30 protein-coding genes are annotated in these 21,171 nt (G+C 66.7%); 4 read left to right on the top strand and 26 right to left on the bottom strand.

The genetic code is table 11. The features are described 5' to 3' along the window. The first annotated feature begins 157 nt into the window (after positions 1-157). A complete protein-coding gene (locus tag ACSQ9A_RS02280) occupies positions 158-1,114 on the top strand; it encodes a helix-turn-helix domain-containing protein (RefSeq protein WP_436302528.1) in 957 nt (318 codons plus the stop codon). Here ACSQ9A_RS02280 and ACSQ9A_RS02275 read toward each other — a convergent pair. From ACSQ9A_RS02275 to ACSQ9A_RS02230, 10 genes are all read right to left on the bottom strand, one after another. Next, positions 1,089-2,384 (bottom strand): HAMP domain-containing sensor histidine kinase, encoded by a 1,296-nt coding sequence (locus ACSQ9A_RS02275; RefSeq protein WP_244503815.1) that lies wholly within the window; start codon positions 2,382-2,384, stop codon positions 1,089-1,091. The genes ACSQ9A_RS02280 and ACSQ9A_RS02275 overlap by 26 nt on opposite strands. Continuing rightward, positions 2,381-3,067, bottom strand: a complete 687-nt coding sequence (locus ACSQ9A_RS02270) for a response regulator transcription factor (RefSeq protein WP_093105423.1) — start codon at positions 3,065-3,067, stop codon at positions 2,381-2,383. Before ACSQ9A_RS02270 ends, ACSQ9A_RS02275 begins: the two co-directional genes overlap by 4 nt. 67 nt (positions 3,068-3,134) lie before the next feature. Then, positions 3,135-3,605, bottom strand: a complete 471-nt coding sequence (locus ACSQ9A_RS02265) for a DUF4260 domain-containing protein (RefSeq protein WP_436302527.1) — start codon at positions 3,603-3,605, stop codon at positions 3,135-3,137. Beyond that, positions 3,598-4,059, bottom strand: coding sequence for a Spy/CpxP family protein refolding chaperone (locus ACSQ9A_RS02260; RefSeq protein WP_093104796.1), 462 nt, complete (start codon positions 4,057-4,059; stop codon positions 3,598-3,600). The genes ACSQ9A_RS02265 and ACSQ9A_RS02260 overlap by 8 nt, the downstream gene beginning before the upstream one ends. A gap of 102 nt (positions 4,060-4,161) precedes the next feature. Continuing rightward, positions 4,162-5,970, bottom strand: a complete 1,809-nt coding sequence (ptsP, locus tag ACSQ9A_RS02255; RefSeq protein ID WP_436302526.1) for a phosphoenolpyruvate--protein phosphotransferase — start codon at positions 5,968-5,970, stop codon at positions 4,162-4,164. Further along, positions 5,967-6,236: an HPr family phosphocarrier protein gene (locus tag ACSQ9A_RS02250; RefSeq protein ID WP_436302525.1), complete on the bottom strand. Its 270-nt coding sequence runs from the start codon at positions 6,234-6,236 to the stop codon at positions 5,967-5,969. The genes ptsP and ACSQ9A_RS02250 overlap by 4 nt, the downstream gene beginning before the upstream one ends. After that, a complete protein-coding gene (locus ACSQ9A_RS02245) occupies positions 6,205-6,660 on the bottom strand; it encodes a PTS sugar transporter subunit IIA (RefSeq protein ID WP_093104787.1) in 456 nt (151 codons plus the stop codon). Before ACSQ9A_RS02245 ends, ACSQ9A_RS02250 begins: the two co-directional genes overlap by 32 nt. After that, positions 6,657-7,916, bottom strand: coding sequence for an MFS transporter (locus ACSQ9A_RS02240; RefSeq protein WP_244503814.1), 1,260 nt, complete (start codon positions 7,914-7,916; stop codon positions 6,657-6,659). The genes ACSQ9A_RS02245 and ACSQ9A_RS02240 overlap by 4 nt, the downstream gene beginning before the upstream one ends. Next, positions 7,913-8,443, bottom strand: a complete 531-nt coding sequence (locus ACSQ9A_RS02235) for a hypothetical protein (RefSeq protein ID WP_436295018.1) — start codon at positions 8,441-8,443, stop codon at positions 7,913-7,915. The genes ACSQ9A_RS02240 and ACSQ9A_RS02235 overlap by 4 nt, the downstream gene beginning before the upstream one ends. Then, positions 8,443-9,147, bottom strand: a complete 705-nt coding sequence (locus ACSQ9A_RS02230) for a DUF4197 domain-containing protein (RefSeq protein WP_436302524.1) — start codon at positions 9,145-9,147, stop codon at positions 8,443-8,445. Before ACSQ9A_RS02230 ends, ACSQ9A_RS02235 begins: the two co-directional genes overlap by 1 nt. A 13-nt stretch (positions 9,148-9,160) precedes the next feature. On the opposite strand from ACSQ9A_RS02230, the gene ACSQ9A_RS02225 reads away from it, so the two are divergent. Then, entirely contained in the window at positions 9,161-9,658 is a 498-nt protein-coding gene (locus tag ACSQ9A_RS02225) for a TlpA disulfide reductase family protein (protein WP_093104779.1), read from the top strand. 9 nt (positions 9,659-9,667) lie between these two features. On the opposite strand, the gene ACSQ9A_RS02220 is transcribed toward ACSQ9A_RS02225, so the two are convergent. Continuing rightward, entirely contained in the window at positions 9,668-10,108 is a 441-nt protein-coding gene (locus tag ACSQ9A_RS02220) for a c-type cytochrome (protein ID WP_436302522.1), read from the bottom strand. A 152-nt stretch (positions 10,109-10,260) separates the two neighbouring features. Here ACSQ9A_RS02220 and ACSQ9A_RS02215 point away from each other — a divergent pair, with 152 nt between their 5' ends. Together ACSQ9A_RS02215 and ACSQ9A_RS02210 are read left to right on the top strand one after the other, a co-directional pair. Beyond that, positions 10,261-10,974 carry a cytochrome b/b6 domain-containing protein gene (locus ACSQ9A_RS02215; RefSeq protein WP_436302521.1) on the top strand — a complete coding sequence of 238 codons (714 nt, stop codon included), beginning with the start codon at positions 10,261-10,263 and terminating at the stop codon, positions 10,972-10,974. Next, a complete protein-coding gene (locus ACSQ9A_RS02210; RefSeq protein WP_093104771.1) occupies positions 10,971-11,552 on the top strand; it encodes a GNAT family N-acetyltransferase in 582 nt (193 codons plus the stop codon). The genes ACSQ9A_RS02215 and ACSQ9A_RS02210 overlap by 4 nt, the downstream gene beginning before the upstream one ends. A 12-nt stretch (positions 11,553-11,564) precedes the next feature. On the opposite strand, the gene ACSQ9A_RS02205 is transcribed toward ACSQ9A_RS02210, so the two are convergent. The 15 genes from ACSQ9A_RS02205 to tuf form a co-directional block, all read right to left on the bottom strand. After that, positions 11,565-12,071: a peroxiredoxin gene (locus tag ACSQ9A_RS02205; RefSeq protein ID WP_093104760.1), complete on the bottom strand. Its 507-nt coding sequence runs from the start codon at positions 12,069-12,071 to the stop codon at positions 11,565-11,567. 72 nt (positions 12,072-12,143) lie between these two features. After that, complete coding sequence (rpsQ, locus tag ACSQ9A_RS02200) at positions 12,144-12,413, bottom strand: 30S ribosomal protein S17 (RefSeq protein WP_093104757.1); 270 nt, start codon at positions 12,411-12,413, stop codon at positions 12,144-12,146. A 9-nt stretch (positions 12,414-12,422) separates the two neighbouring features. Then, entirely contained in the window at positions 12,423-12,680 is a 258-nt protein-coding gene (gene rpmC / locus ACSQ9A_RS02195) for a 50S ribosomal protein L29 (RefSeq protein WP_436295015.1), read from the bottom strand. Positions 12,681-12,695: 15 nt separating this feature from the next. After that, positions 12,696-13,112 carry a 50S ribosomal protein L16 gene (gene rplP / locus ACSQ9A_RS02190; protein ID WP_028250943.1) on the bottom strand — a complete coding sequence of 139 codons (417 nt, stop codon included), beginning with the start codon at positions 13,110-13,112 and terminating at the stop codon, positions 12,696-12,698. 28 nt (positions 13,113-13,140) lie between these two features. Next, entirely contained in the window at positions 13,141-14,067 is a 927-nt protein-coding gene (rpsC, locus tag ACSQ9A_RS02185) for a 30S ribosomal protein S3 (protein ID WP_093104748.1), read from the bottom strand. Positions 14,068-14,082: 15 nt separating this feature from the next. Then, the gene (gene rplV / locus ACSQ9A_RS02180) at positions 14,083-14,415 is read right to left on the bottom strand and encodes a 50S ribosomal protein L22 (protein WP_019657678.1); all 333 of its coding nucleotides are present in this window, start codon (positions 14,413-14,415) and stop codon (positions 14,083-14,085) included. 9 nt (positions 14,416-14,424) lie between these two features. Beyond that, positions 14,425-14,703, bottom strand: coding sequence for a 30S ribosomal protein S19 (gene rpsS, locus ACSQ9A_RS02175; protein WP_007838132.1), 279 nt, complete (start codon positions 14,701-14,703; stop codon positions 14,425-14,427). An 11-nt stretch (positions 14,704-14,714) separates the two neighbouring features. Continuing rightward, positions 14,715-15,539 carry a 50S ribosomal protein L2 gene (gene rplB, locus ACSQ9A_RS02170; protein ID WP_093104747.1) on the bottom strand — a complete coding sequence of 275 codons (825 nt, stop codon included), beginning with the start codon at positions 15,537-15,539 and terminating at the stop codon, positions 14,715-14,717. Between the two features lie 2 nt (positions 15,540-15,541). Next, on the bottom strand, positions 15,542-15,868 hold the full coding sequence (rplW, locus tag ACSQ9A_RS02165; RefSeq protein ID WP_170855568.1) for a 50S ribosomal protein L23: 327 nt from the start codon (positions 15,866-15,868) through the stop codon (positions 15,542-15,544). A 5-nt stretch (positions 15,869-15,873) separates the two neighbouring features. Then, positions 15,874-16,494, bottom strand: coding sequence for a 50S ribosomal protein L4 (gene rplD / locus ACSQ9A_RS02160; RefSeq protein ID WP_093104745.1), 621 nt, complete (start codon positions 16,492-16,494; stop codon positions 15,874-15,876). Then, on the bottom strand, positions 16,495-17,175 hold the full coding sequence (gene rplC / locus ACSQ9A_RS02155; RefSeq protein ID WP_126838203.1) for a 50S ribosomal protein L3: 681 nt from the start codon (positions 17,173-17,175) through the stop codon (positions 16,495-16,497). Between the two features lie 182 nt (positions 17,176-17,357). Beyond that, on the bottom strand, positions 17,358-17,867 hold the full coding sequence (locus ACSQ9A_RS02150; RefSeq protein WP_436302520.1) for a hypothetical protein: 510 nt from the start codon (positions 17,865-17,867) through the stop codon (positions 17,358-17,360). A gap of 11 nt (positions 17,868-17,878) precedes the next feature. Continuing rightward, positions 17,879-19,471, bottom strand: coding sequence for a carboxypeptidase-like regulatory domain-containing protein (locus ACSQ9A_RS02145; RefSeq protein ID WP_436302519.1), 1,593 nt, complete (start codon positions 19,469-19,471; stop codon positions 17,879-17,881). A 127-nt stretch (positions 19,472-19,598) separates the two neighbouring features. Continuing rightward, complete coding sequence (rpsJ, locus tag ACSQ9A_RS02140; RefSeq protein WP_028250951.1) at positions 19,599-19,913, bottom strand: 30S ribosomal protein S10; 315 nt, start codon at positions 19,911-19,913, stop codon at positions 19,599-19,601. A 23-nt stretch (positions 19,914-19,936) separates the two neighbouring features. After that, positions 19,937-21,130 (bottom strand): elongation factor Tu, encoded by a 1,194-nt coding sequence (gene tuf / locus ACSQ9A_RS02135; protein WP_436296069.1) that lies wholly within the window; start codon positions 21,128-21,130, stop codon positions 19,937-19,939. Positions 21,131-21,171: the final 41 nt, after the last annotated feature.

The raw sequence follows: 21,171 nt of genomic DNA, 5'->3' as shown, positions 1-21,171 counted from the left end.
TCCTTGCGGGCGTCGAGCTGCGTCCGATGCCCCGATCGTAGGAAGCGCGACTCTGCGCCGCTGTGCCGCCTGCGCACAAAGCATTTGACGCAGCGCGCACGCCGCTAGTGGTTAACCCGCAAAGCCCGCCAGCCGCAGCCCGCCAGACAATAGGCGCATGACCGCCTCCCTGCAGCTGTCGACCGACGAAGTTCCGCCGCGCGAGCGTGCGCCGGTCTGGCGCGAATGGGTCTGGCGCCATTTCGGCGGCCTCGATTCCGAGCTCTACGGCGACAGCGAGTTCGACGGCCACATCGCAGCGTCGCATGCCGGCGACGTGATCCTCACGCGGCTGGAAGCCAATCGCCACCGCGTGCTGCGCACCCCGCAGATGGCGCGCAGCAGCGAGGCCGCGTACCTGAAGATCGTCGCGCCCTGGCAGGGGTCAGCGGCGGTGACGCAGCGCGGCCGCGAGGCCTCGGTGCGCACCGGCGGCTGGACGCTCTACGACACCACCGCCGACTACACGGTGGCCAACCCAGAGCGCAGCGACCACCTGATCGTGATGCTGCCCAAGGACCAGCTGGCGGTGCCCGACCTGCCGCTGGGCGAGCTGGTGGCGCGCCGCGTGGGCGGCGCAAGCGGCATCTCGCGCGTGGCGCTGGAGACCATGCGCAACACCTACCTCGAGCTGCCCTACATGAGCGAGGCGGCGGCGCGCGGCGCGGGCGAGCTGATCATCCAGCTGGTGCGGCTGTCGCTGATGGAGCTGGCCGGCCAGGAAACGCCGCGCACCCAGCGCGAGGCGCTGAAGGACCGCATCCGCCAGCACGTGGCGCAGCATCTGCGCGATCCTTCTTTGTCGATCGACGGCATTGCGCAGGCGCTGCGCTGCAGCAAGCGCCATCTGCACAACGCCTTTGCCGGCGACGAGGACACGCTGGCCGGCTACATCCTCCACCAGCGCCTGGCCTGCTGCATCCGCGACCTGGTGGATCCGGCGAATGCGGCACGGCCGATCACCGACATCGCACTGGCCTCGGGCTTTTCCAACCTCTCGCATTTCAGCCGCGTGTTCCGCGAACACACCGGCGGCAGCCCGAGCGAGTTCAGGCGCCAGGCAGCACGACGCTGACCGCGAGGCCCGGCTGCGCGTTGCGCACGCGCAGCGTGCCGCCGTGCGCTTCGGCCACCAGCCGGCACAGGTACATGCCGAGCCCGACGCCGCCGGTCGCGCGCTGGCGTGCGCTGTCGGTGCGGTAGAAGGGCTCGGTCAGGCGCTCGAGCTGCGCGGGCTCGACGCCGGGCCCGAAATCGCGCACTTCCAGTTCGATGCCGCCCTGCCCCGCCGCGCGCAGCGCGATGTGCGGCGGCTCGGCGGCTTCGGCACCGTAGCGCAGCGCGTTGTCGAGCAGGTTGCGCACCAGCAGACGGATGCGCAGGCGGTCCAGCGCCAGTGTCGGCAGCTTGGAGGCCAGGTCGAGCACGACGCGCTCGCCTTCCGGGTGTTCGCCCGCCACCTCGCGCACCAGCGCCGCCAAGTCCACCGGCTCGCGCTGCAGCGCCGCATGCGGGCTGGCCAGGCGCTCGCTTTCGAGCAGGTCGCTGATCAGGTCGCGCATCTCGGCCAGGTCGCGCAAGAGCGCGGCGCGTTCGGTCTCGCCTTCGGGCGTGGCCGGCAGCAGCTCGGCGTTGAGCCGGGCGCGCGTCAGCGGCGAGCGCAGCTCGTGGCTCAGCGCCAGCAGCAGCGCGCGCTTGGCATCGAGCATGGCCTGGATGTCGTGCGCCATGGTGTTGATGCGCTGCGCCAGGTCGCCCAGCTCGTCGCGCCGGCGCAGCGGGATCGGCTGGTCGAAGGCGCCGCGGCCGAAACGCTCGGCGCCGGCACGGATGTCGTCGAGCGGCCGCAGCAGCCGGCGCACATAGACGTAGGCGAGCACGATCAGGCCCAGCAGCAGCGCCAGCGTGATCCAGCCGATGCCGTGCGGCTCGCGCTGCCACGGCAGGGTGCCGAGGCCGAAGCTCACGCGGTGGCCATCGGCGGTGCTGCGCGTGAGCCAGTCGCCGCTGCGCGGGCCGAAGCCGCGCCAGCGGCGCTGGGGATGCGAATCCCAGTTGACCTTGGGGCCTTCGATGCGGATCGAGATCGGCAGCCGCACGACCATCGCCTCGGCGCGCGCGACATCGGGCGGCGTGCCGAGCTCGGCCACCAGCCGGTCCATGTAGTCGGCGACCAGCGGCTGGGCCGCCTCGCGCCAGCCGCTGGAGAACGCACGCTGCATGCCGCTCAGGAACACGGCCGCCATCGCCATCGCGAGCAGCACGAACACCGTGATCAGCCGCAGCCGCAGCGAATGGCGCCACCGATGGCCCCACTGGCGCGGCGTGCCGTGCTTGCGCCTCACGGCGGGCCCTTGCCGACGGCGAGCGTGTAGCCCGCGTTGCGCAGGGTCTTGATGCAGTCCAGCGGCTCCAGCTTCTTGCGCAACCGGCTCACGACGATGTCGACCGCGCGCGTGTAGAGCTCGGCCTCGTGGCCGCGCAGGCGGTTGAGGATGTCGTCGCGGCTCCAGACCTTGCCGGGCTGGTCGGCCAGCAGCGCCAGCAGTTCGAACTCGGTGCCGGTCAGTTCCACGCGCTCGCCCTGGCGCAGCACCTCGCGCTTGTCGAGGTCGATGGACAAACCCTCGAACACGCGACGCTGCGTGGCCGCGGCCGGCGCCGGCGCGCGCTGGCGGCGCAGGATGGTCTGCACGCGCGCCACCAGCTCGCGCGGCTCGAAGGGCTTGGGCAGATAGTCGTCGGCGCCGAGCTCGAGGCCCACCACGCGGTCCATCACGTCGCCGCGCGCGGTCAGCATCACGATAGGGATGTCGCTCTCCTTGCGGATCTCGCGGCACAGCGCGAAGCCGTCCATCTCGGGCAGCATCACGTCGAGGATGGCGGCGTCGTAGTGGCCGGCGCGCAGCTTCGCGAGGCCTTCGCTCGGGCGCGTGACGCTCTCGAGCGCGCAGTCAAAACGCGCGAAGTAACTGGCCAGCGGCGCCGCGAGGTGCTCGTCGTCGTCGATCAGCAGGATGCGGGGCATTCCGCGATTGTGCATACCGGCAAACACATAGCTCGGGATCAGCCCCGCCGGCATCGGATCGCCGTGCTCACCATGGGTCGGCGCGCCCGATGCGGCCAAGGTGCGTGGCACCGAACTCGTTGCCGTACTTGAGCCCATAACCGAGCGAACGGTCGAGGCCGATGTGTGCGCACCAGATCAGCCCGAGGGCCAGTGCGGCAGGCACGTCGCCGACGAAGCCCAGCACCAGCAGCGCGACCGGCCCGATGTACGAGTGCGCAGCGTTGTAGGCGATGGCGCCCACGCGCGGACCGCCGAGGTAGCCGAGGAAAGACAGATCGGGCAGCAGGAACAGCATCGCGAAGGCGCCCCAGCCCGCGCCCAGGTGCATGTAGGCGGCCACAGCCGCCGCGAGCACAACGAGGCCTTCGAGGCGCAGCACGATGCGCACGCCGCCCAGCGTGGCGCCGGACGACGAGCCTTCGATCGGGGCTTGCCGGGCCCAGGGCGCGCTCGGCGCCCGCGGCGCGACGAAACGCGGCGCAGATGCTTCAGCCATGGCGCCCCCAGCGACCGCGACGCTCCATGAACTCGCGCACCTTCTGCTGCTGTGCCGGGTTCAGGTTGTCGAAGAAGTCGGCCGCGGCCGCGATCACCTCGGGGCTGCCGACCTGGATGGCGGCGGTCTTGTCTTCCACCAGCTTCTTCGCTCGCTCCTGGTCGAGCTTGGCGCCGGCGAACAGGGCGCGGAACTCGGCGCGCGGATCGCCGCCGCCGCGCAGCGCGGCACGCTGGGCCTGCAGCTTCTCGGTCAGCACCGTGAGCTTCTGCTTCTGCGCGGCATCGAGATCGAGCTTGCTGCCCACGCGCTCGACCATCCTGGCGCGGAACTCGGCGCGGTCCTGCTCGGAAGCGCCGCTCCAGCCATGGCGATGACCGCAGCCGACCAGGCTGCCCGCGACGAGTGCCGCACCGGCGAAACCGAAAAGTGAACGTTTGAACCAGGGTTTCATGAGAGTCTTCCTTGAGAACTGATCGGACGTCGATCAGGAAGACTCGATGGTGCGATTCAGGCGCCGCGAAGTCCTTTCGCGGCGGTTTCGCCGTGTTTCGTTTTATTGCGGCGCAGCGGCCGGCGTGAGCGCGGCGGCCGGCTCTTCGGCCTCGAGCACCTGCTGCGCCCAGGCTTCGAGCTTGCTCGTGTCGGCGCGCAGCACCTCCTGCTTGACGGCCAGGATCTGCGAGGGGTGCATCGAGAAGCTGCGCAACCCCATGCCCAGCAGGAGCCGCGTGAACATGACGTCGCCCGCCATTTCGCCGCACACGCTCACGCCCTTGCCCTGGCGCCGGCACTCGGCGATGGTCTCGGCCACCAGGCGCAGCACCGCGGGATGGGCCGGGTCGTAGAGGTGCGCCACCGACTCGTCGGCGCGGTCGATGGCCAGCGTGTACTGGATCAGGTCGTTGGTGCCGATCGACAGGAAGTCGAAGTACTTCAGGAAGGTCTTGAGCGTGAGCGCCGCGGCCGGGATCTCGATCATCGCGCCGAGCTTCACGTTGCCGTGCACCACGCCGCGGTTGTCCAGCTCGGCACGCGCGAAGTCGATCAGCGAGAGCGTCTGGCGAATCTCGCTCGCATGCGCGAGCATCGGGATCAGCAAATGGATCTCGCCGTGCGCGGCGGCGCGCAGGATGGCGCGCAGCTGCGTGAGGAACATGGCCGGATCGGCCAGGCTCCAGCGGATCGCGCGCAGGCCCAGTGCCGGGTTCAGATGCCCGTCGTCGCGCACCGACTTGCCGTCGAGCGGCTTGTCGGCGCCGACGTCGATGGTGCGGATCGTGACCGGCATGCCTTGCATGCCCTCGACCGCGCGCTTGTAGGCCTGGTACTGCTCTTCCTCGTCGGGCAGGCGCGTGAGGCGCTGCGCTTCGCGGCCCATGAACAGGAACTCGCTGCGGAACAGGCCGACGCCGACCGCACCGGCCTTGACCGCGCCGATGGTGTCCTCGGGCATCTCGATGTTGGCCAGCAGGTCGACGCGCTGGCCGTCCAGCGTGACGGCCGGCTTGTGGCGCAGGCGCGAAAGCCGCCCGCGCTCGAGGTCGTTCTGGCGCTGCTTGAAGCCGTACTCGGCCAGGATGATCGGTGAGGGGTCGACGATCACCACGCCGCCGTCGCCATCGATGATGACCCAGTCGTCCTGCCGAACCAGCTGGCTCGCGCTGCGCGCGCCGACCACGGCCGGGATGTCCATGCTGCGCGCGACGATCGCGGTGTGCGAGGTGCGGCCGCCGACATCGGTTACGAAGCCGGCGAACACGCTCTTCTTGAACTGCAGCATGTCGGCCGGCGAGAGGTCGTGCGCGATCAGCACCAGCGGCGCGTCGATGGCGTCGTTGGCGGTCGGATCGGCGTCGTCGTCCTCGGCCCTGCGCTTGCGCCGCGGCGGGGTCGGGGCCAGCACGGCGGCCGTGCCTTTCATGCGGTGCAGCAGGCGTTCGACCACCTGCTCGAGGTCGGCCTTGCGCTCGCGCAGGTACTCGTCCTCCATTTCGTCGAACTGGCGCGCGATCACCTCGAGCTGCGTGGTGAGCGCCCATTCGGCGTTGTAGAGGCGCTCGACGATCCAGTGCTTGACGCCGCCGGTCAGCACCTCGTCCTGCAGCAGCATCTGGTGCACTTCGAGCAGCGCCGCGAGTTCGTGCGGCGCGTCGTTCGGCCCCATCAGCGCGACGCTGGCTTGCAGCTTCTGCAGTTCCTCGGCCACCGCGTTGCGCGCCGTGCGCACGCGGTCGATCTCGGTCTCGATCTGCTCGGGCTTGATGAAGTAGTGAGCCACATCGATGCGGCTCGAGACCACGAGCACGGCACGTCCGATCGCAATGCCACGGGCGACCGGCAGCCCATGGACGGCAAAGGTCATTCGCCTTCTCCGAATTTGTCGTTCATGAGGGCAACGATGGCGTCCAGCGCCTCCTGTTCCCGTTCCCCGTTGGTTTCGATATCGACCGTCACGCCGATGCCCGCGGCCAGCATCATCACGCCCATGATGCTCTTGGCATTGACGCGGCGGTCGCCGCGCGCGAGCCAGACCTCGCACGGATAGCTGCCGGCGAGCTTGGTGAGTTTGGCCGAGGCGCGCGCATGCAGCCCCAGCTTATTGCTGATGGTCACGGATGTCTTCGTCACTGTGCTTTCTTCTTGCCTGATTCTGGGGTGCCGCCACCGCCACCTGCATCACGCCCGCGGTGCCGCCGGTGAGCGCGCGCTGCACCAGGGTTTCGAGCGGCTCGTTGCGGTAGCTCACCGCGCGCAGCAGCATCGGCAGGTTGACGCCGGCCACGAGGCGCGAGCGTACGCCGTCGACCAGCTTCTGCGCCACGTTGCAGGGCGTGGCGCCGAACACGTCGGCCAGCACCAGCACCTGCGAGCGCGGCGTGCGCTGCAGCTGGGCCAGCGTGATGCGCGCCGCCGCCAGGGTTTCGTCCGGCGACACATTGGGCAGCACGTCGAGCGCGACGACCGAGGCCTCGCTGTCGGGGAACACATGCAGCGCGCACTGCCGCAGCGCCTGGGCGAGCGGCGAGTGGGCGATGATGAAGATGCTGTTCATGCGGGTCGGAGGGCAGTCCGTCGATTATGCGGGGGCGCCCACAGGAAGTAGAAATAAGACAACAGACAGCATCCCAGAAACAGGCCCAGCGCGCCACGGAAGGCGCCCACGGTGTCGAGGCCGGCGCGACCGAACAGGTCGACCAAGAGGCCGACGCCCCACTGAACCACGAAAACGCCGAGAAACACCACCAGGTTGTACGCCGAGAGGGCGCGCCCCGCCAGCGAGGCGGGCAGCGCCATCGCGACCGCGGGCTGGGCCAGCGCCACGACGGTCGAGCTGCAGAGGAAAATCGCCCAGGCCACGGTGCCCGCCGCGGGGCCGAGCACCAGAATGGCGGCCAGGGCCGCCATGGCGAGCGGCAGGCCCCAGCCGATCAGCCGGGCAGCGGCGATGCCGCGGCGCACCAGCCACGGGTTGGCGGCACCCCAGAGCCAGTAGGTGACGAGCATCGCGATGCTGATCCAGAACAGTGCATCCGCGGCCTGGGCCGACGCATAGCCGGCGACACGCGTGAGCCACGGGACGACCCAGAGCGTCAGCATGGCGACGAAGCCGCCGTAATTGAAGAAACCGATCGGCATGAGCTTGCGGAAAAAGGGATCGCGCCACACGGCGGCGTAGCCGGCGTCCTGGCGAGGCGTCGCAACTTCCTGAACGTTCGCGGCGTGGGCGGCGTTGTCCCAGGTCGGCGCCGCCCAGGCGATCACCAGCATCGAAACCAGCACGCCGGCCGCGAGCAGCCAGAAAAGCGGCCGCCAGCCCACCAGCGGCATCAGCCATTGCACCGGCAGCGTGGCGGCGACCAGGCCGAGCGAGCCGATCATGAGCATCCAGGAGTTGCTGCGCAGCTGCAGCGCCGGGTCGAACCAGCGGCGGTAGCCGGTCAACGGCGCCATGAGGCAGGCGCTGACGCCTACGCCGGTGAGCACGCGCGCCGCCAGCAGCAGCCAGAACTGCGTCGCCACCGAAAACAGCAGGCAGCCGGCGACCGCCACCGCCAGGAAGCAGAGGATCACGCGCTTGGGGCCGTGGCGATCGAGCCAGTTGCCCATCGGCAGTTGCGTGAACGCGAAGCCGAGGAAATAGCCCCCCGCGAGCAAGCCGAGGTCGCGCGAATGGAGCTCGAAGTCCGCCGTCAGCGTGGGCGACAGCGTGGCGGTGATGGCACGCACCAGCGTCGAGAGAAAGTAGGCGAAAGCAAAGGCCAGGAAGACCGCGGCGATCCGGCCGCGGCCTGCAAGAACGCCGCTCACGGAAGACGCAATCCCTCGAAAAAGATGGCGCGCGCCTCGGGCGAAGAAGGCTTGCCGAGCACGGTCGCCTGGTAGAGCGCCATCTTTCCGGCGCGCTGCTGGGCGAACCAGAGCACGTGGGTCGGCGCGCTGGCGCCGGCCTGGGTTTCGAGCCGCATGGGCCCGGGCGAGTCGGTGGCCCGGGGCAGCACGGCCGGCGCCTCGGCCATCGGGGCACCGGCCAGCTGCGTGCGCGTTGCCGCACGCCAGGCGTGCATCCAGGACTCGGCCTGCGCCGCATCGCTGGCCGCGGCATGCGCGACGGCGAATGTGGCGCCGCCGGCCTCGCAACCGGTCACGTCGACGCTGATCAGCTCGGCGCCGAGCGGCAGCATGCGCGTCGCGCGGTCGGCCTTGCAAGGCAGGAGCGCGATCAAGCCGTCGTCCCCGATCGGGACTTCGCGCCAATTGAAGACCGGGCTGCAGGCGCCGAGGGCGGCAGCGGCCAGGGCGAGCGCCGCGAATCGGGGACGGAACGAAAAGAGCATCAACGCAATGCGCCGAACACCTTCTGCAGAATGGCGCTGCCGCTGCCGACCGGGTCCTGGCGGATCTTGCGTTCTTCCTCGCCGATCATGAGGTAGAGCCCGTCGAGCGACTTGCCGGTCACGTAGCGCTGGATGTTGGCGTCTTCCTTTTTCACCAGGCCGTAGCCGGCCGCCTTGCCGGCGATGTGGTTGTATTTCTCGGCCAGCTTGACCTTGACCGTGGCGTAGGTCACGACGGGCAGAAATTTCTCCGTGAGCGGCGCGCGGGTCTTGTTGGCGAAGAACTGGGTGACCGAGGTGTCGCCGCCGACCAGGATGCCCTTGGCATCGGCCACGCTCATGGTGCGCACCGCATTCACCAGCAGGTCCTTGGCGGCCGGGACCGCCTGCTCGGCAGCGCGGTTCATCGCGGTCACGAGTTCGTCGATGCGGCCGCCCTGGCCCACCACGCGCAGCATCTTGGCCGCGTCTTCGAGGTAGCCGGGCAGCGGAATGCGGACCTTGGGATTGCCCAGAAAGCCGTCCTGCCGCCCCAACAGACTGACCGCCGCGGTGGCGCCCTTCTCGAGCGCGGCCTTGAGCCCCTTCGAGGCGTCGCCGGCGCTGAGATCGTCGATCGCCAGCGCATGAGCGTGCCGCATGGCCAGCAATGCCAGGGCGGCGGGCGCGGCCAGGAAGGCGGAACTAAAATCTCGGCGGTCCATCCATCGTTCTCCCATGAAAAAAATCATCTACGCCGCCGCCATCGCGATCGCCCTGGCCATCGGCGTGGGCGTGTACCTGAGTACGGGAGTGTCGGCGGCGCCGGCATCGACCTTCGTGCTGCTCGACGGCAGCAAGAAGAGCACGGACGATCTTAAGGGCAAGGTCACGCTGGTCAATTTCTGGGCCACCAGCTGCGTCACCTGCGTGGCCGAGATGCCCAAGGTGATCGCCACCTACGACAAGTACAAGGGCCGGGGCTACGACACGCTGGCGGTGGCCATGAGCTACGACCCGCCGAGCTATGTGGTCAACTTCGTCGAAACCCGCAAGCTGCCGTTCAAGGTGGCGATCGACAACACCGGCGCGGTGGCGCAGGCCTGGGGCGACGTGAAGCTCACGCCCACCACCTACATCGTCAACAAGCGCGGCGAGATCGTGAAGCGCTATGTGGGCGAACCCGACTTTGCCGAGCTGCACAAGCTGATCGAGAAGCTGCTGGCCGAGGCCTGACCGGCCTGATCAGTCCTTACGGAAAGTATCGTGGCACGACTTGCACGTGTCACCCACCGATGCCATCGCGGCCTTGAGCGTATCCAGGTTGCCGGCAGCGGCCGGGAGCTTGCTGGTCTCGGCCATCAGCTTCTCGTTGAACTCCTTGAATTTCGGCTGTTCCTTCCAGATTTCCGGCTTGGCCTTGCCGCCCTCGGTCCCGGGGCCGAAGCCGGCCCAGGGCAGCTTGGAGATCTCGGCCACCACCTGGGCATTGGCGACCGCTGCCGCCGCGTCATAGGGTGCGCGACCGCTGGCCATGGCGCCAAGGCGGGTCACGTGCTGGCTCTGGATGAACATCGCACTCTGGCGATACTTGATGGCGTCTTCTTTCTTGGCAAACTGGGCGATCGCAGGCAGGCAGAGCGCGGCACCGGCCGCAGCCAGGGTGAACGAGGCAAGGCGATTCATCGTGTTTCCTTGTTAGAAAGCGCCATAGGGCTGGCGCCGCGACAAGTGTCCAGGGGCTGGGCGAGCGCCGTGCATAGAGACAACCCGAAGGCGCGACGGCCGCGACTTTGCTAATCTGCGTTTCCCGCAGCCTCGCGCACCCCATCCTCCCGATGTCCGACACCTTCGAGCCCAGCACGCGCCGCGCGAGCCTGGGTGACGCCAGCGCGACCCGTACGCGGGTCTGGGACCTGCCGACGCGCGTGTTTCACTGGGCGCTCACGGCGGCGGTGATCAGCCAGGTCGTGACCGGCTTTGCCGGCATCATGGAGTGGCACTTTCGCGGGGGCTACACGGTGCTTTCGCTCCTGCTGTTTCGCCTCGTCTGGGGCTTCATCGGCGGGCGCTGGTCGCGCTTCGCTGCCTTCATCTATTCGCCCGGCTCGGTCATGAACTACCTGCGCGGGCGTGCTCACCCGGACCACCTCATCGGCCATTCGCCGCTCGGCGCATTCTCGGTTTTCGCGCTGCTTGCGATCCTGGCGCTGCAGGTCGCGAGCGGCCTGGTGGCCGACGACGAAATCACCGCGTCCGGCCCGCTCACACGCTTCGTCTCCGGCGCGACGGTGAGCCTGGCCACAGGGTGGCACACCACGCAGGGCAAATGGATCGTGATTGCACTGGTCGGCCTGCATGTGCTGGCGGTGCTCTATTACGTGCTCATCAGGCGCCGCCGCCTGGTGCGGCCGATGATCTCGGGTGACAAGCTGCTGGTGGACGGCAGCGCCGCACCGAGCCGCGACGATGCCGCCTCGCGGCTGCTGGCCCTGGTGGTGTTCGCGGTGTGCGCGGCCTTTGCGGCGTGGATCGCGTCGCTCAGAGCATGAGCTTCTCTGCTTCACGCCCCCTGCCCCTGGCGGACACGCCGGACATCGTGCTGATCACGCCCGACGAAAGGCAGGAAATCGAGGCGACGCGCGCGATCTTCAAGGACTACGCGGCCTCGCTGGGCATCGATCTGTGCTTCCAGAACTTCGACGAGGAGCTCGCCAATCTGCCCGGCGATTACGAGGAGCCGCGCGGCGCGCTGCTGCTGGCGCTGGTCGACATCAAGGACGCGGCCGCGATGGCCGATGTGCCTCTGATTCAACGGGCGCAGGGCGGCCTGGCCCATGTCGCCGGTTGCTGCGCGCTGCGCCCCCTGGACACGTCCGACTATCCGAACGCGGCCGAAATGAAGCGGCTCTACGTGCGGCCCGCCTTCCGTGGCCTGGGGCTCGGCCGCCAGTTGGCCGAAGCCATGCTGGACGCGGCACGCGGCGCTGGCTACGCCTGCGTGCTGCTGGACACGCTCGACGACATGGAATCGGCGCGGGCCCTCTACGAAGATCTGGGCTTCGAAGAGGTGCCGCCGTACTATCACAACCCCATCGCGGGGTCGCACTACCTCAAGGTGGATCTTTAAGCTCGCGAGCGCTCAGCCGCGTGCTTGTGCGAGCAGCGTGTCGGCGTCGCTGACCTCGAACTTGCCGGGCGCTTCGACGTTGAGCGTCGCCACCTTGCCGTCCTTCACCAGCATCGAATAACGGTTGCTGCGCACGCCCATGCCGCGCGCCGTCAGGTCCAGCGTCAGGCCAGTCGCATTCGCGAAGGCGGCGCTGCCGTCGGCCAGCATGCGCACCTTGGCGCCGGTCTTCTGGTCGCGCGCCCAGGCGCCCATGACGAAGGCGTCGTTGACGCTCACGCACCAGATCTCGTCGACGCCGGCGGCCTTGAAGTCCTCGAAGTGCTGCACGTAGCCCGGCACGTGCTTGGCCGAGCAGGTCGGCGTGAAGGCGCCGGGCAGCGCGAACAGCGCGATGGTCTTGCCTGCGGCCGCCTTGGCCACGTCGACCGGATTCGGCCCGATGCTGCAACCCTCGCCTTCGACTTCGGAATACTCCTGCAGGGTCGCGGGAGGAAGGGTGTCGCCGACTTTGATCATCTGAACTGCTCCTGAAAAAGAAAAACGGCCCACATTGTGGGCCGCTTTTGCTTTGGCTGTATCGCCGGGGGATCAGACCAGCACGGCCTTTTCGACCAGGCGGGTCACGACCCAGTTCTTCGACTTCGAGATCGGCCGGCTTTCGGTGATCTCGATGGTGTCGCCCATCTTGTACTCGCCCTTTTCGTCGTGGGCGTGGTACTTGCTCGTCTTGGCCACGATCTTGCCGTAGAGCTCGTGCTTCACACGACGCTCGACCAGCACGGTCACGGTCTTCTCGCGCTTGTCGCTGACCACCTTGCCGATCAAGGTGCGCTTGAGGGATTTTTTAGCTTCCGTCATGTTCACTCCTTACTTGGCGGCTTGAGTTTCTTGCTGCTGCTTCTGCGCAAGAATGGTCTTGGCACGAGCGATGTCGCGGCGCGTGACGCGCAGCGTCGACGTGTTCGACAGTTGTTGCGTAGCCTTCTGCATGCGCAGGCCGAAATGGGCCTTCTGCAGATCCTTGATTTCGGTCTGCAGGCCGGCGACGTCCTTGTCGCGCAGCGCTTGCGCCTTCGACACCTTGGCCGGCGTGGCCGCGGCGTCCTTCTTCTTACGTGTTGCCATCAGTGTTCTCCTCGATCAGGCGCCGAGCTGGCGCGCGACGAAGGTGGTGCGCAGCGGCAGCTTGGCGGCAGCCAGGCGGAACGCTTCGCGGGCGAGTTCTTCGGGCACGCCGACGATCTCGTAGATCACCTTGCCAGGCTGGATTTCGGCGACGTAGTACTCGGGGTTGCCCTTGCCGTTACCCATCCGCACTTCGGCGGGCTTGTGGGAGATCGGCTTGTCGGGGAACACGCGAATCCAGATGCGGCCACCGCGCTTGACGTGGCGCGAGATCGCGCGACGAGCGGCTTCGATCTGGCGCGCCGTCAGGCGGCCGCGGTCGATCGACTTCAGGCCGAAGTCACCGAAGGACACCGCGTTGCCGCGGGTCGCGATGCCGGTGTTGCGGCCTTTTTGTTCCTTGCGGAACTTTCTGCGTGCAGGTTGCAGCATGTTTGTTACTCCGTGGATCTAAGAACGATCACTCGTTCTTGGCACCGTCAGCTGCTGCAGCTGGCGCGGGCTTGCGCACGCGCTTAACGGCGGGTTTCGAGTCTGCACCCGGTGCTGCCGGGGCACCACCAGTGGCTTCTGCGGGCTTGTCGCTGCCGTCGGCCGGAGCGACGTTGCCGCCGATCGGACCACGGGCACCGGCGCGCGGGCCGGGGCCGCGGCGGTCGGAACCGGGACGGTCGCCACCGGGGCGGCCATCGCGGCGCGGGCCACGCGGGCGGCGCTCTTCTTCGGGACGCGGCGTTTCGACGGCCGGCAGGTCGTTACGACCCAGCGTATCGCCCTTGTAGACCCAGACCTTGACGCCGATGACGCCGTAGGTGGTCTTGGCTTCCGAGGTGCCGTAGTCGATGTCGGCGCGCAGCGTGTGAAGCGGCACGCGGCCTTCGCGGTACCACTCGGTGCGGGCGATTTCGATGCCGTTCAGGCGGCCGGCCGACATGATCTTGATGCCCTGGGCACCCAGACGCATGGCGTTCTGCATGGCGCGCTTCATGGCGCGGCGGAACATGATCCGCTTCTCGAGCTGCTGCGTGATGCTGTCGGCGATCAGCTGCGCATCGATTTCGGGCTTGCGCACTTCTTCGATGTTCACTGCGACCGGCACGCCCAGCTGCTTGCCGAGTTCGCGCTTGAGGTTTTCGATGTCCTCGCCCTTCTTGCCGATCACGACGCCCGGACGTGCCGAGTAGATCGTGATGCGTGCGTTCTTGGCGGGACGCTCGATCAGCACGCGCGACACGGACGCGTTCTTGAGCTTCTTTTTCAGGTACTCGCGCACCTTGATGTCTTCGGCCAGCATGCCCGCGAAGTCGCGGTTGCTTGCGTACCAGCGGCTGGACCAGTTACGGCTGACCGCGAGGCGGAAGCCGGTGGGGTGGATTTTCTGTCCCATATTTCTTCCAGCCTCTTAGTTGCCGACCGTCACGTACACATGGCACGTCGGCTTGCTGATGCGATTGCCGCGACCCTTGGCGCGCGCGGTGAAGCGCTTGAGCGTGGCGCCCTGTTCGACGTAGATGGTCTTGACCTTCAGTTCGTCGATGTCGGCACCGTCGTTGTGCTCGGCGTTGGCGATGGCCGACTCGAGCACCTTCTTGACGATCACAGCGGCCTTCTTCTGCGTGAACTGCAGGATGTTGAGCGCTTGATCGACCTTCTTGCCGCGGATCAGGTCGGCGACCAGACGGCCCTTGTCGACCGAAAGGCGGACGCCGCGGAGGACTGCACGTGTTTCAGACATGGTCGTTCCTTACTTCTTCTGGACTTTCTTGTCCGCGGGGTGCCCCTTGAACGTGCGCGTGAGCGCAAATTCGCCGAGCTTGTGGCCGACCATCTGGTCGGTGATATAGACAGGCACGTGCTGCTTGCCGTTGTGCACGGCAATGGTCAGGCCGATGAACTCGGGCAAGACCATCGAGCGGCGCGACCAGGTCTTGATCGGCTTCTTGTCCTTGGTCGTCACGGCCTTGTCGGCCTTGGCCACCAGGTGGTGGTCGACGAACGGACCCTTTTTGAGAGAGCGAGTCATTGTGCTGTCCCTTATTTCTTGCGACGCGACACGATGAAGACCTGCGTGCGCTTGTTGTTGCGGGTGCGATAACCCTTGGTGAGATTGCCCCACGGATCGACAGGATGACGGCCTTCGCCGGTCTTGCCTTCGCCGCCGCCGTGCGGGTGGTCGACCGGGTTCATCACCACGCCGCGAACGGTCGGGCGGATACCCATCCAGCGCTTCACACCGGCCTTGCCGAGCTGGCGCAGGCTGTGTTCTTCGTTGGCGACTTCACCGATGGTCGCGCGGCACTCGACGTGCACGCGGCGAACTTCACCCGAGCGCATGCGGACCTGGGCGTAGACGCCTTCGCGGGCCAGCAGCGTGGCCGAGGTACCGGCCGAACGGGCGATCTGCGCGCCCTTGCCGGGCTGCAGTTCGATGCAGTGGATCGTCGAACCCACGGGAATGTTGCGGATCGGCAGCGTGTTGCCGGCGCGGATCGGGGCTTCCGCCCCGCTCAACAGCGTTGCACCGGCTTCCAGGCCGCGCGGGGCGATGATGTAGCGGCGCTCGCCATCGGCGTAGCACACGAGCGCGATGTGGGCGGTGCGGTTCGGGTCGTACTCGATGCGTTCGACCTTGGCCGGGATGCCGTCCTTGTTGCGCACGAAGTCCACCACGCGGTAGTGGTGCTTGTGGCCACCACCCTTGTGACGGGTCGTGATGTGACCGTTGTTGTTGCGGCCGGCCTTCTGGAACTGGGGTTCCAGCAGGGCAGCGTGCGGCGCACCCTTGTAGAGGTGGTCCCGCGAGATCTTCACCGCGCCGCGCTGGCCCGGCGAAGTGGGTTTCATCTTGATGACGGCCATGATTAAGCGCCTTCCCCAACGAGATTGAGCTCTTGACCGGCCTTCAGCGTCACATAGGCCTTGCGAACGTTGTCGCGGCGGCCGACGGACTTGCCGAAGCGCTTGGTCTTGCCCTTGGTGTTGAGCACCGACACGCCCTGGACTTGGACCTTGAACATCAGTTCGACGGCGGCCTTGATCTCGGGCTTGGTGGCGTCCTGCAACACCTTGAAAGTGACTGCGTTCGACTTCTCGCCGACCATCGTGGCCTTTTCGGACACGATCGGGGCGACCAGAACGCTCATCAGACGACCTTCGTCGAACTGACGCTGCTGCGGAGTCGGGTTCATGCGGCTCATGCGAACATCTCCTTGAGCTTGTCGACGGCGCCCTTGGTGACCAGCACCTTCTTGTAGTGGACCAGCGACACCGGATCGGCGTAACGCGGCTCGACGACGAGCACGTTCACCAGGTTGCGCGAGGCCAGGTACAGGTTCTCGTCGACTTCCTCGGCGATCACGAGCACGGACTCGAGATTCATCGCCTTGAACTTGGCGGCCAGCGCCTTGGTCTTGGGCGAGTCGACCTTGATCGAATCGACCACGGCCAGACGGCCTTCGCGAGCGAGCTGCGAGAAGATGGAGGCCATGCCGGCGCGGTACATCTTCTTGTTGATCTTCTGCGAGAAGTTTTCGTCGGGCATGTTCGGGAAAATGCGGCCGCCCCCGCGCCACAGCGGCGAGGAAGTCATACCGGCACGGGCACGGCCCGTTCCCTTTTGCTTGAAAGGCTTCTTGGTCGAGTGCTTGACCTGTTCGCGGTCCTTCTGGGCGCGCGTGCCTTGGCGTGCGTTGGCCTGGAATGCGACGACGATCTGGTGAACCAGGTCTTCGTTGTAGTCACGGCCGAACACGGTCTCGGGGGCGTCGTACTTCGACGCGGCCTGGCCTTGTTCGTTCAGGAGTTCGAGTTGCATTTACTTCGCTCCTTCAGCCGCTTGCGGCTTGGCCTTGACGGCCGGACGCACGGTGACGAAGCCACCCTTGGAGCCCGGGATCGCGCCCTTGATCAGAAGCAGCTGGCGTGCTTCGTCGATACGGATGACGTCGAGGTTCTGGGTCGTCACGGTGACGTCGCCGAGATGGCCCGTCATGCGCTTGCCCGGGAACACGCGGCCCGGATCCTGCGCCATGCCGATGGAGCCGGGGACGTTGTGCGAACGGCTGTTGCCGTGCGACGCCCGCTGCGAGCTCATGTTGTGGCGCTTGATGGTGCCGGCGTAGCCCTTGCCAATCGAGGTGCCTTGCACGTCGACCTTCTGGCCCACCGCGAACACGCTGGCCGCGGCAATCACGCCGCCGGCCTTGTGCTGACCTGCCGTATCGGCCGTCACGCGGAATTCCTGAATGATTTCGCCGGCTTCGACGCCAGCCTTGGCGAGGTGACCTGCTTCGGGCTTGGTGACGCGCGATGCCTTGCGCGAGCCGAACGTCACTTGCAGTGCGACGTAGCCATCGGTCTCTTGGGTTTTGATCTGGGTCACACGGTTGTTGGACACATCCACCACCGTGACAGGAACTGCATCCCCGTCATCGGTGAAGAGACGCATCATCCCCACCTTGCGGCCCAGCAACCCGAGGGAGTTGCTCAGACTCATTGGTTTTTCTCCAAAACTCCCGCCGCTGCCACTTCAATTGGCGACAGCGTTTGGTATGCGGAAGAAGGTTAATAAAGCTCTGCGCAACGAACACCAAAAAGGCGCAAGTTAGGCAGAGCCAAATATTATAGCCCGCGGACGGCCGCAAGAGCAAGCGGCCGAAAGGAATCGCGCAGCGGGCCCTATTTCACCGGCATCGACCGGATCTTGTCGCCGTCCGGCGTCTGCTTGAGCGTGTCGCTCGCGGGCATGGCGGAAGCGGCCTTGCCCACCTGCACGGGGACCGAGGTGGCGCTGGTGGCGCCGCGCTGGGTCGTGAACACATGGAGATAGCCGACGCCTTCGGCGCTGGGCACGACCTGGACCGTCAATGTCGTCGCCTGGCCGGCCGGCAGCGCCTGCGTTCCTCCGGCGCCGACCAGCGAGAGCCCCCCTTCGGCCGTCAGGCGGACCGAGGCGCCGGCGGGATCGGTGATGCCGTCGAAGCTCAGCACGACGGAAACCGCACTCCCGGCCTGCGGCGTGCCGTCGACGCGGTACTGGACGGAAACGCCGGAGCCGTTCGACTTTGCCGGCGCCGCGGTCATCTTGGGCGCACTGCGCTCCGGCTTGCTGTCGGCGCAGGCTTGCAAGGACACGCCCATCGCCAGCGACGCGACGACGATGGCTGCCAAGCTGCGATATGCACGCATGGATGCGCTCCTCAATTGATGGTGACGGTGAAGCATGTGTTCGACGACGAGTTGTTGAAGTCGTTCAAGACCAGAACGGCCTCGCCACCGGGGAGGCTGACAGTGGCGGTTTCGCTCGCACCTAGGCCGTCGGCCTCGGCGATTTGGCGTCCCGCGTAAACGACGAAATCCGGATCCGCGGCGGGAGGCCCTGTAACCGTGATCGGGTGATTGCCCGCCGGGGCGGTAAACCGCAGGTAGACGTAGCTGCCCAGCTTGTTGCCCGCCCCCGCCTGGTTGGTCACGCAAGCAGACGTGGCGCCCCCAACAGTGGCCGCTTTGTACATAGGCAAGGCAAAACTCTGGAGTCCAACGACGGTGCTGCCGTTCGTTTCCTGCACCCCGAAAGGATCGTTCGAGGCTGCATTGATACTCTGACCGGCGAGCAATGCGTTCAAGGCTCCGACGCTGCCTGGCGCCGCAGAATTGAAGGCGCCAGTGAACGGATGAATAGAGGTAACCGCGACGCCGTTCTTGAACGATGTGGCGGTCAGGGTGTCATGAATCGGCTTGAAGCCGACCTGGTTGTTCAGGTTCCAAAGGATCGAATGAATCGACGCCTCCCGGAACCAGCCAGGATTGGTCGGCGTGCCCGCGGTCAGGTTGAGGTTGCCCCCCTGCGCCTGGCCCGGGCCGGTGGAATCGGTGTAGTTGCTGCGTCCCAGCGCGATACCCGACCAAGCATTGCCCCAGCCCTCCGAAAACGCCAGCCGCCGGTCGAGCAGCTCGCTCAAGGAATGGCTGCCGCCTGGCGAGTCGTCGCGGCTGAAGGCCGACTGGTAGTAGTGCCCCCACTCGTGCGCCACGACGGGGGCGTCGTATTCGTCGGTATCGACATTCTCCTTGCCCAGCACGTAGATGGCGCGGCCCGTGCTCCTGTTGGTGAAGAAGGTCGTTCCGATCTGCCCCAGCGCCAGATTGCCCGTCGCCGGTACGTTGTTGACGCTCCAGAACACGCGCAGCAGCGGGAAGGCAGTGCCCGGCGCCACCGAGAGAACTTTGGCCTGAGTCGTATAGATCGTGTCGAGCAGCGCGAACGGCCCGCCGACGCGGGTCGAGGCATAGCTCGTGCCGTCCCAGCCGGAGGGTGCGTGGACGTCGCGCGTGAGCGTGGCCACCACGCCGGTGGGAAACGCGGGCGTTTCCATCGCGTAGATCGCGTCGGACTGGGTGTTGTCGCGGACTGTGACGTCCCAGCTCGCGCCCGAGCCGGTTTGCAGCATCTGGGCCTTGACCCGCACCACGACGGTTGTGTTGGAAGGCACGGAAACGGAATAGGCGCCGCTGGCGTCGGTGCTCGCCGTCGCCACTACCGCCGATGCGCCGTTGACGACTTCGACCACAGCGCCACGAACCGGCTTGATCGCGATGGCCGAATAGTTCAGCGTCCCTGTCGCATTCGGCACCGAATCGAAAGTAACAGTGCCGTTCAGCGTGACGGTCGTCGCGCCCGGCAGTCCCGCGATCGGAAAACCGCCGCCGCCCCCGCCTCCGCCGCCACATGCGCCAAGCACCACCGCGACAGCCACCGCAAAGGCCCGCAAGAGCCATGTTCTAGTCTTCATCTTCGCCCTCTGAGCGTTCACGTCCCGGCCAATCGCCGCCCCCCCGGAGAATGCCACAGCCAAGTGTCAAAAAACAAAGCCCGCCGGCATTTCTGCGGGCGGGCTCTTGTGAAGTAACCGAAGTTTCTTATTGAAGCTTGATCTCGACGTCCACGCCGGCCGGCAGGTCGAGCTTCATCAGCGCGTCCACGGTCTTGTCGGTCGGGTCGACGATGTCCATCAGGCGCTGGTGCGTGCGGATCTCGAACTGGTCGCGGCTCGTCTTGTTGACGTGCGGCGAACGCAGGATGTCGAAACGCTTCATGCGGGTCGGCAGGGGCACGGGGCCCTTGACGATCGCGCCGGTGCGCTTGGCGGTGTCCACGATCTCGGCGGCCGACTGGTCGATCAGCTTGTAGTCGAACGCCTTCAGGCGGATGCGGATTTTTTGCTTGGTGGCCATGGTGATTCCTTTGTGCGCTCGAATCAGATATCGAGGATCTTCGCCACCACGCCCGAGCCCACGGTGCGGCCGCCTTCGCGGATCGCGAAGCGCAGGCCTTCTTCCATGGCGATCGGGTTGATCAGCTTCACGGTGATGCTGACGTTGTCGCCGGGCATGACCATTTCCTTGTCCTTGGGCAGCTCGATCGCGCCGGTCACGTCCGTCGTGCGGAAGTAGAACTGCGGGCGATAGTTGTTGAAGAACGGCGTGTGACGCCCGCCTTCGTCCTTGCTCAGCACATACACCTCGGCGGTGAAGTGCGTGTGCGGCTTGATCGAGCCGGGCTTGCACAGCACCTGGCCGCGCTCGACTTCTTCGCGCTTGGTGCCGCGCAGCAGCACGCCGACGTTGTCGCCGGCCTGGCCCTGGTCCAGCAGCTTGCGGAACATTTCCACGCCGGTACAGGTGGTCTTCACCGTCGGGCGGATGCCCACGATCTCGATTTCCTCGCCGACCTTGATGACGCCGCGCTCCACAGCGCCGGTCACCACCGTGCCGCGGCCGGAGATGGAGAACACGTCTTCCACGGGCATCAGGAAGGTGCCATCGACCGCGCGCTCGGGCGTGGGGATGTAGGTGTCCAGCGCGTCAGCCAGCTTCATGATGGCTTCCTCGCCCAGCTTGCCCTTGTCGCCTTCCAGGGCGAGCTTGGCCGAGCCATGGATGATGGGGGTGTCGTCGCCGGGGAATTCGTACTTGTCCAGCAGCTCGCGCACTTCCATTTCGACGAGCTCCAGCAGCTCGGCGTCGTCCACCATGTCGCACTTGTTCAGGAAGACGATGATGTAGCCCACACCGACCTGACGGGCCAGCAGGATGTGCTCGCGGGTCTGGGGCATGGGGCCGTCGGCGGCCGAGCACACGAGGATGGCGCCGTCCATCTGGGCGGCACCGGTGATCATGTTCTTGACGTAGTCGGCGTGGCCGGGGCAGTCGACGTGGGCGTAGTGGCGGTTGGCCGTTTCGTATTCGACGTGGGCGGTGTTGATGGTGATGCCGCGCGCTTTTTCTTCAGGCGCCGCGTCGATCTGGTCGTAGGCCTTGGCTTCGCCGCCGAACTTCGTCGACAGCACCGTCGCAATCGCCGCCGTCAGCGTGGTCTTGCCATGGTCCACGTGACCGATCGTGCCCACGTTCACGTGCGGCTTCGTGCGGGTGAATTTTCCTTTTGCCATTTTCTATCCTTGAAAGAGCAGTGCCCGTGTATGGTTTAACG

The organism is Variovorax sp. LjRoot290 (genome assembly GCF_964253985.1).
Lineage (GTDB): Bacteria > Pseudomonadota > Gammaproteobacteria > Burkholderiales > Burkholderiaceae_C > Variovorax.
The sequence above is the reverse complement of the archived record's forward strand: the minus strand, read 5'-3'. Positions and strand labels throughout refer to the sequence as shown.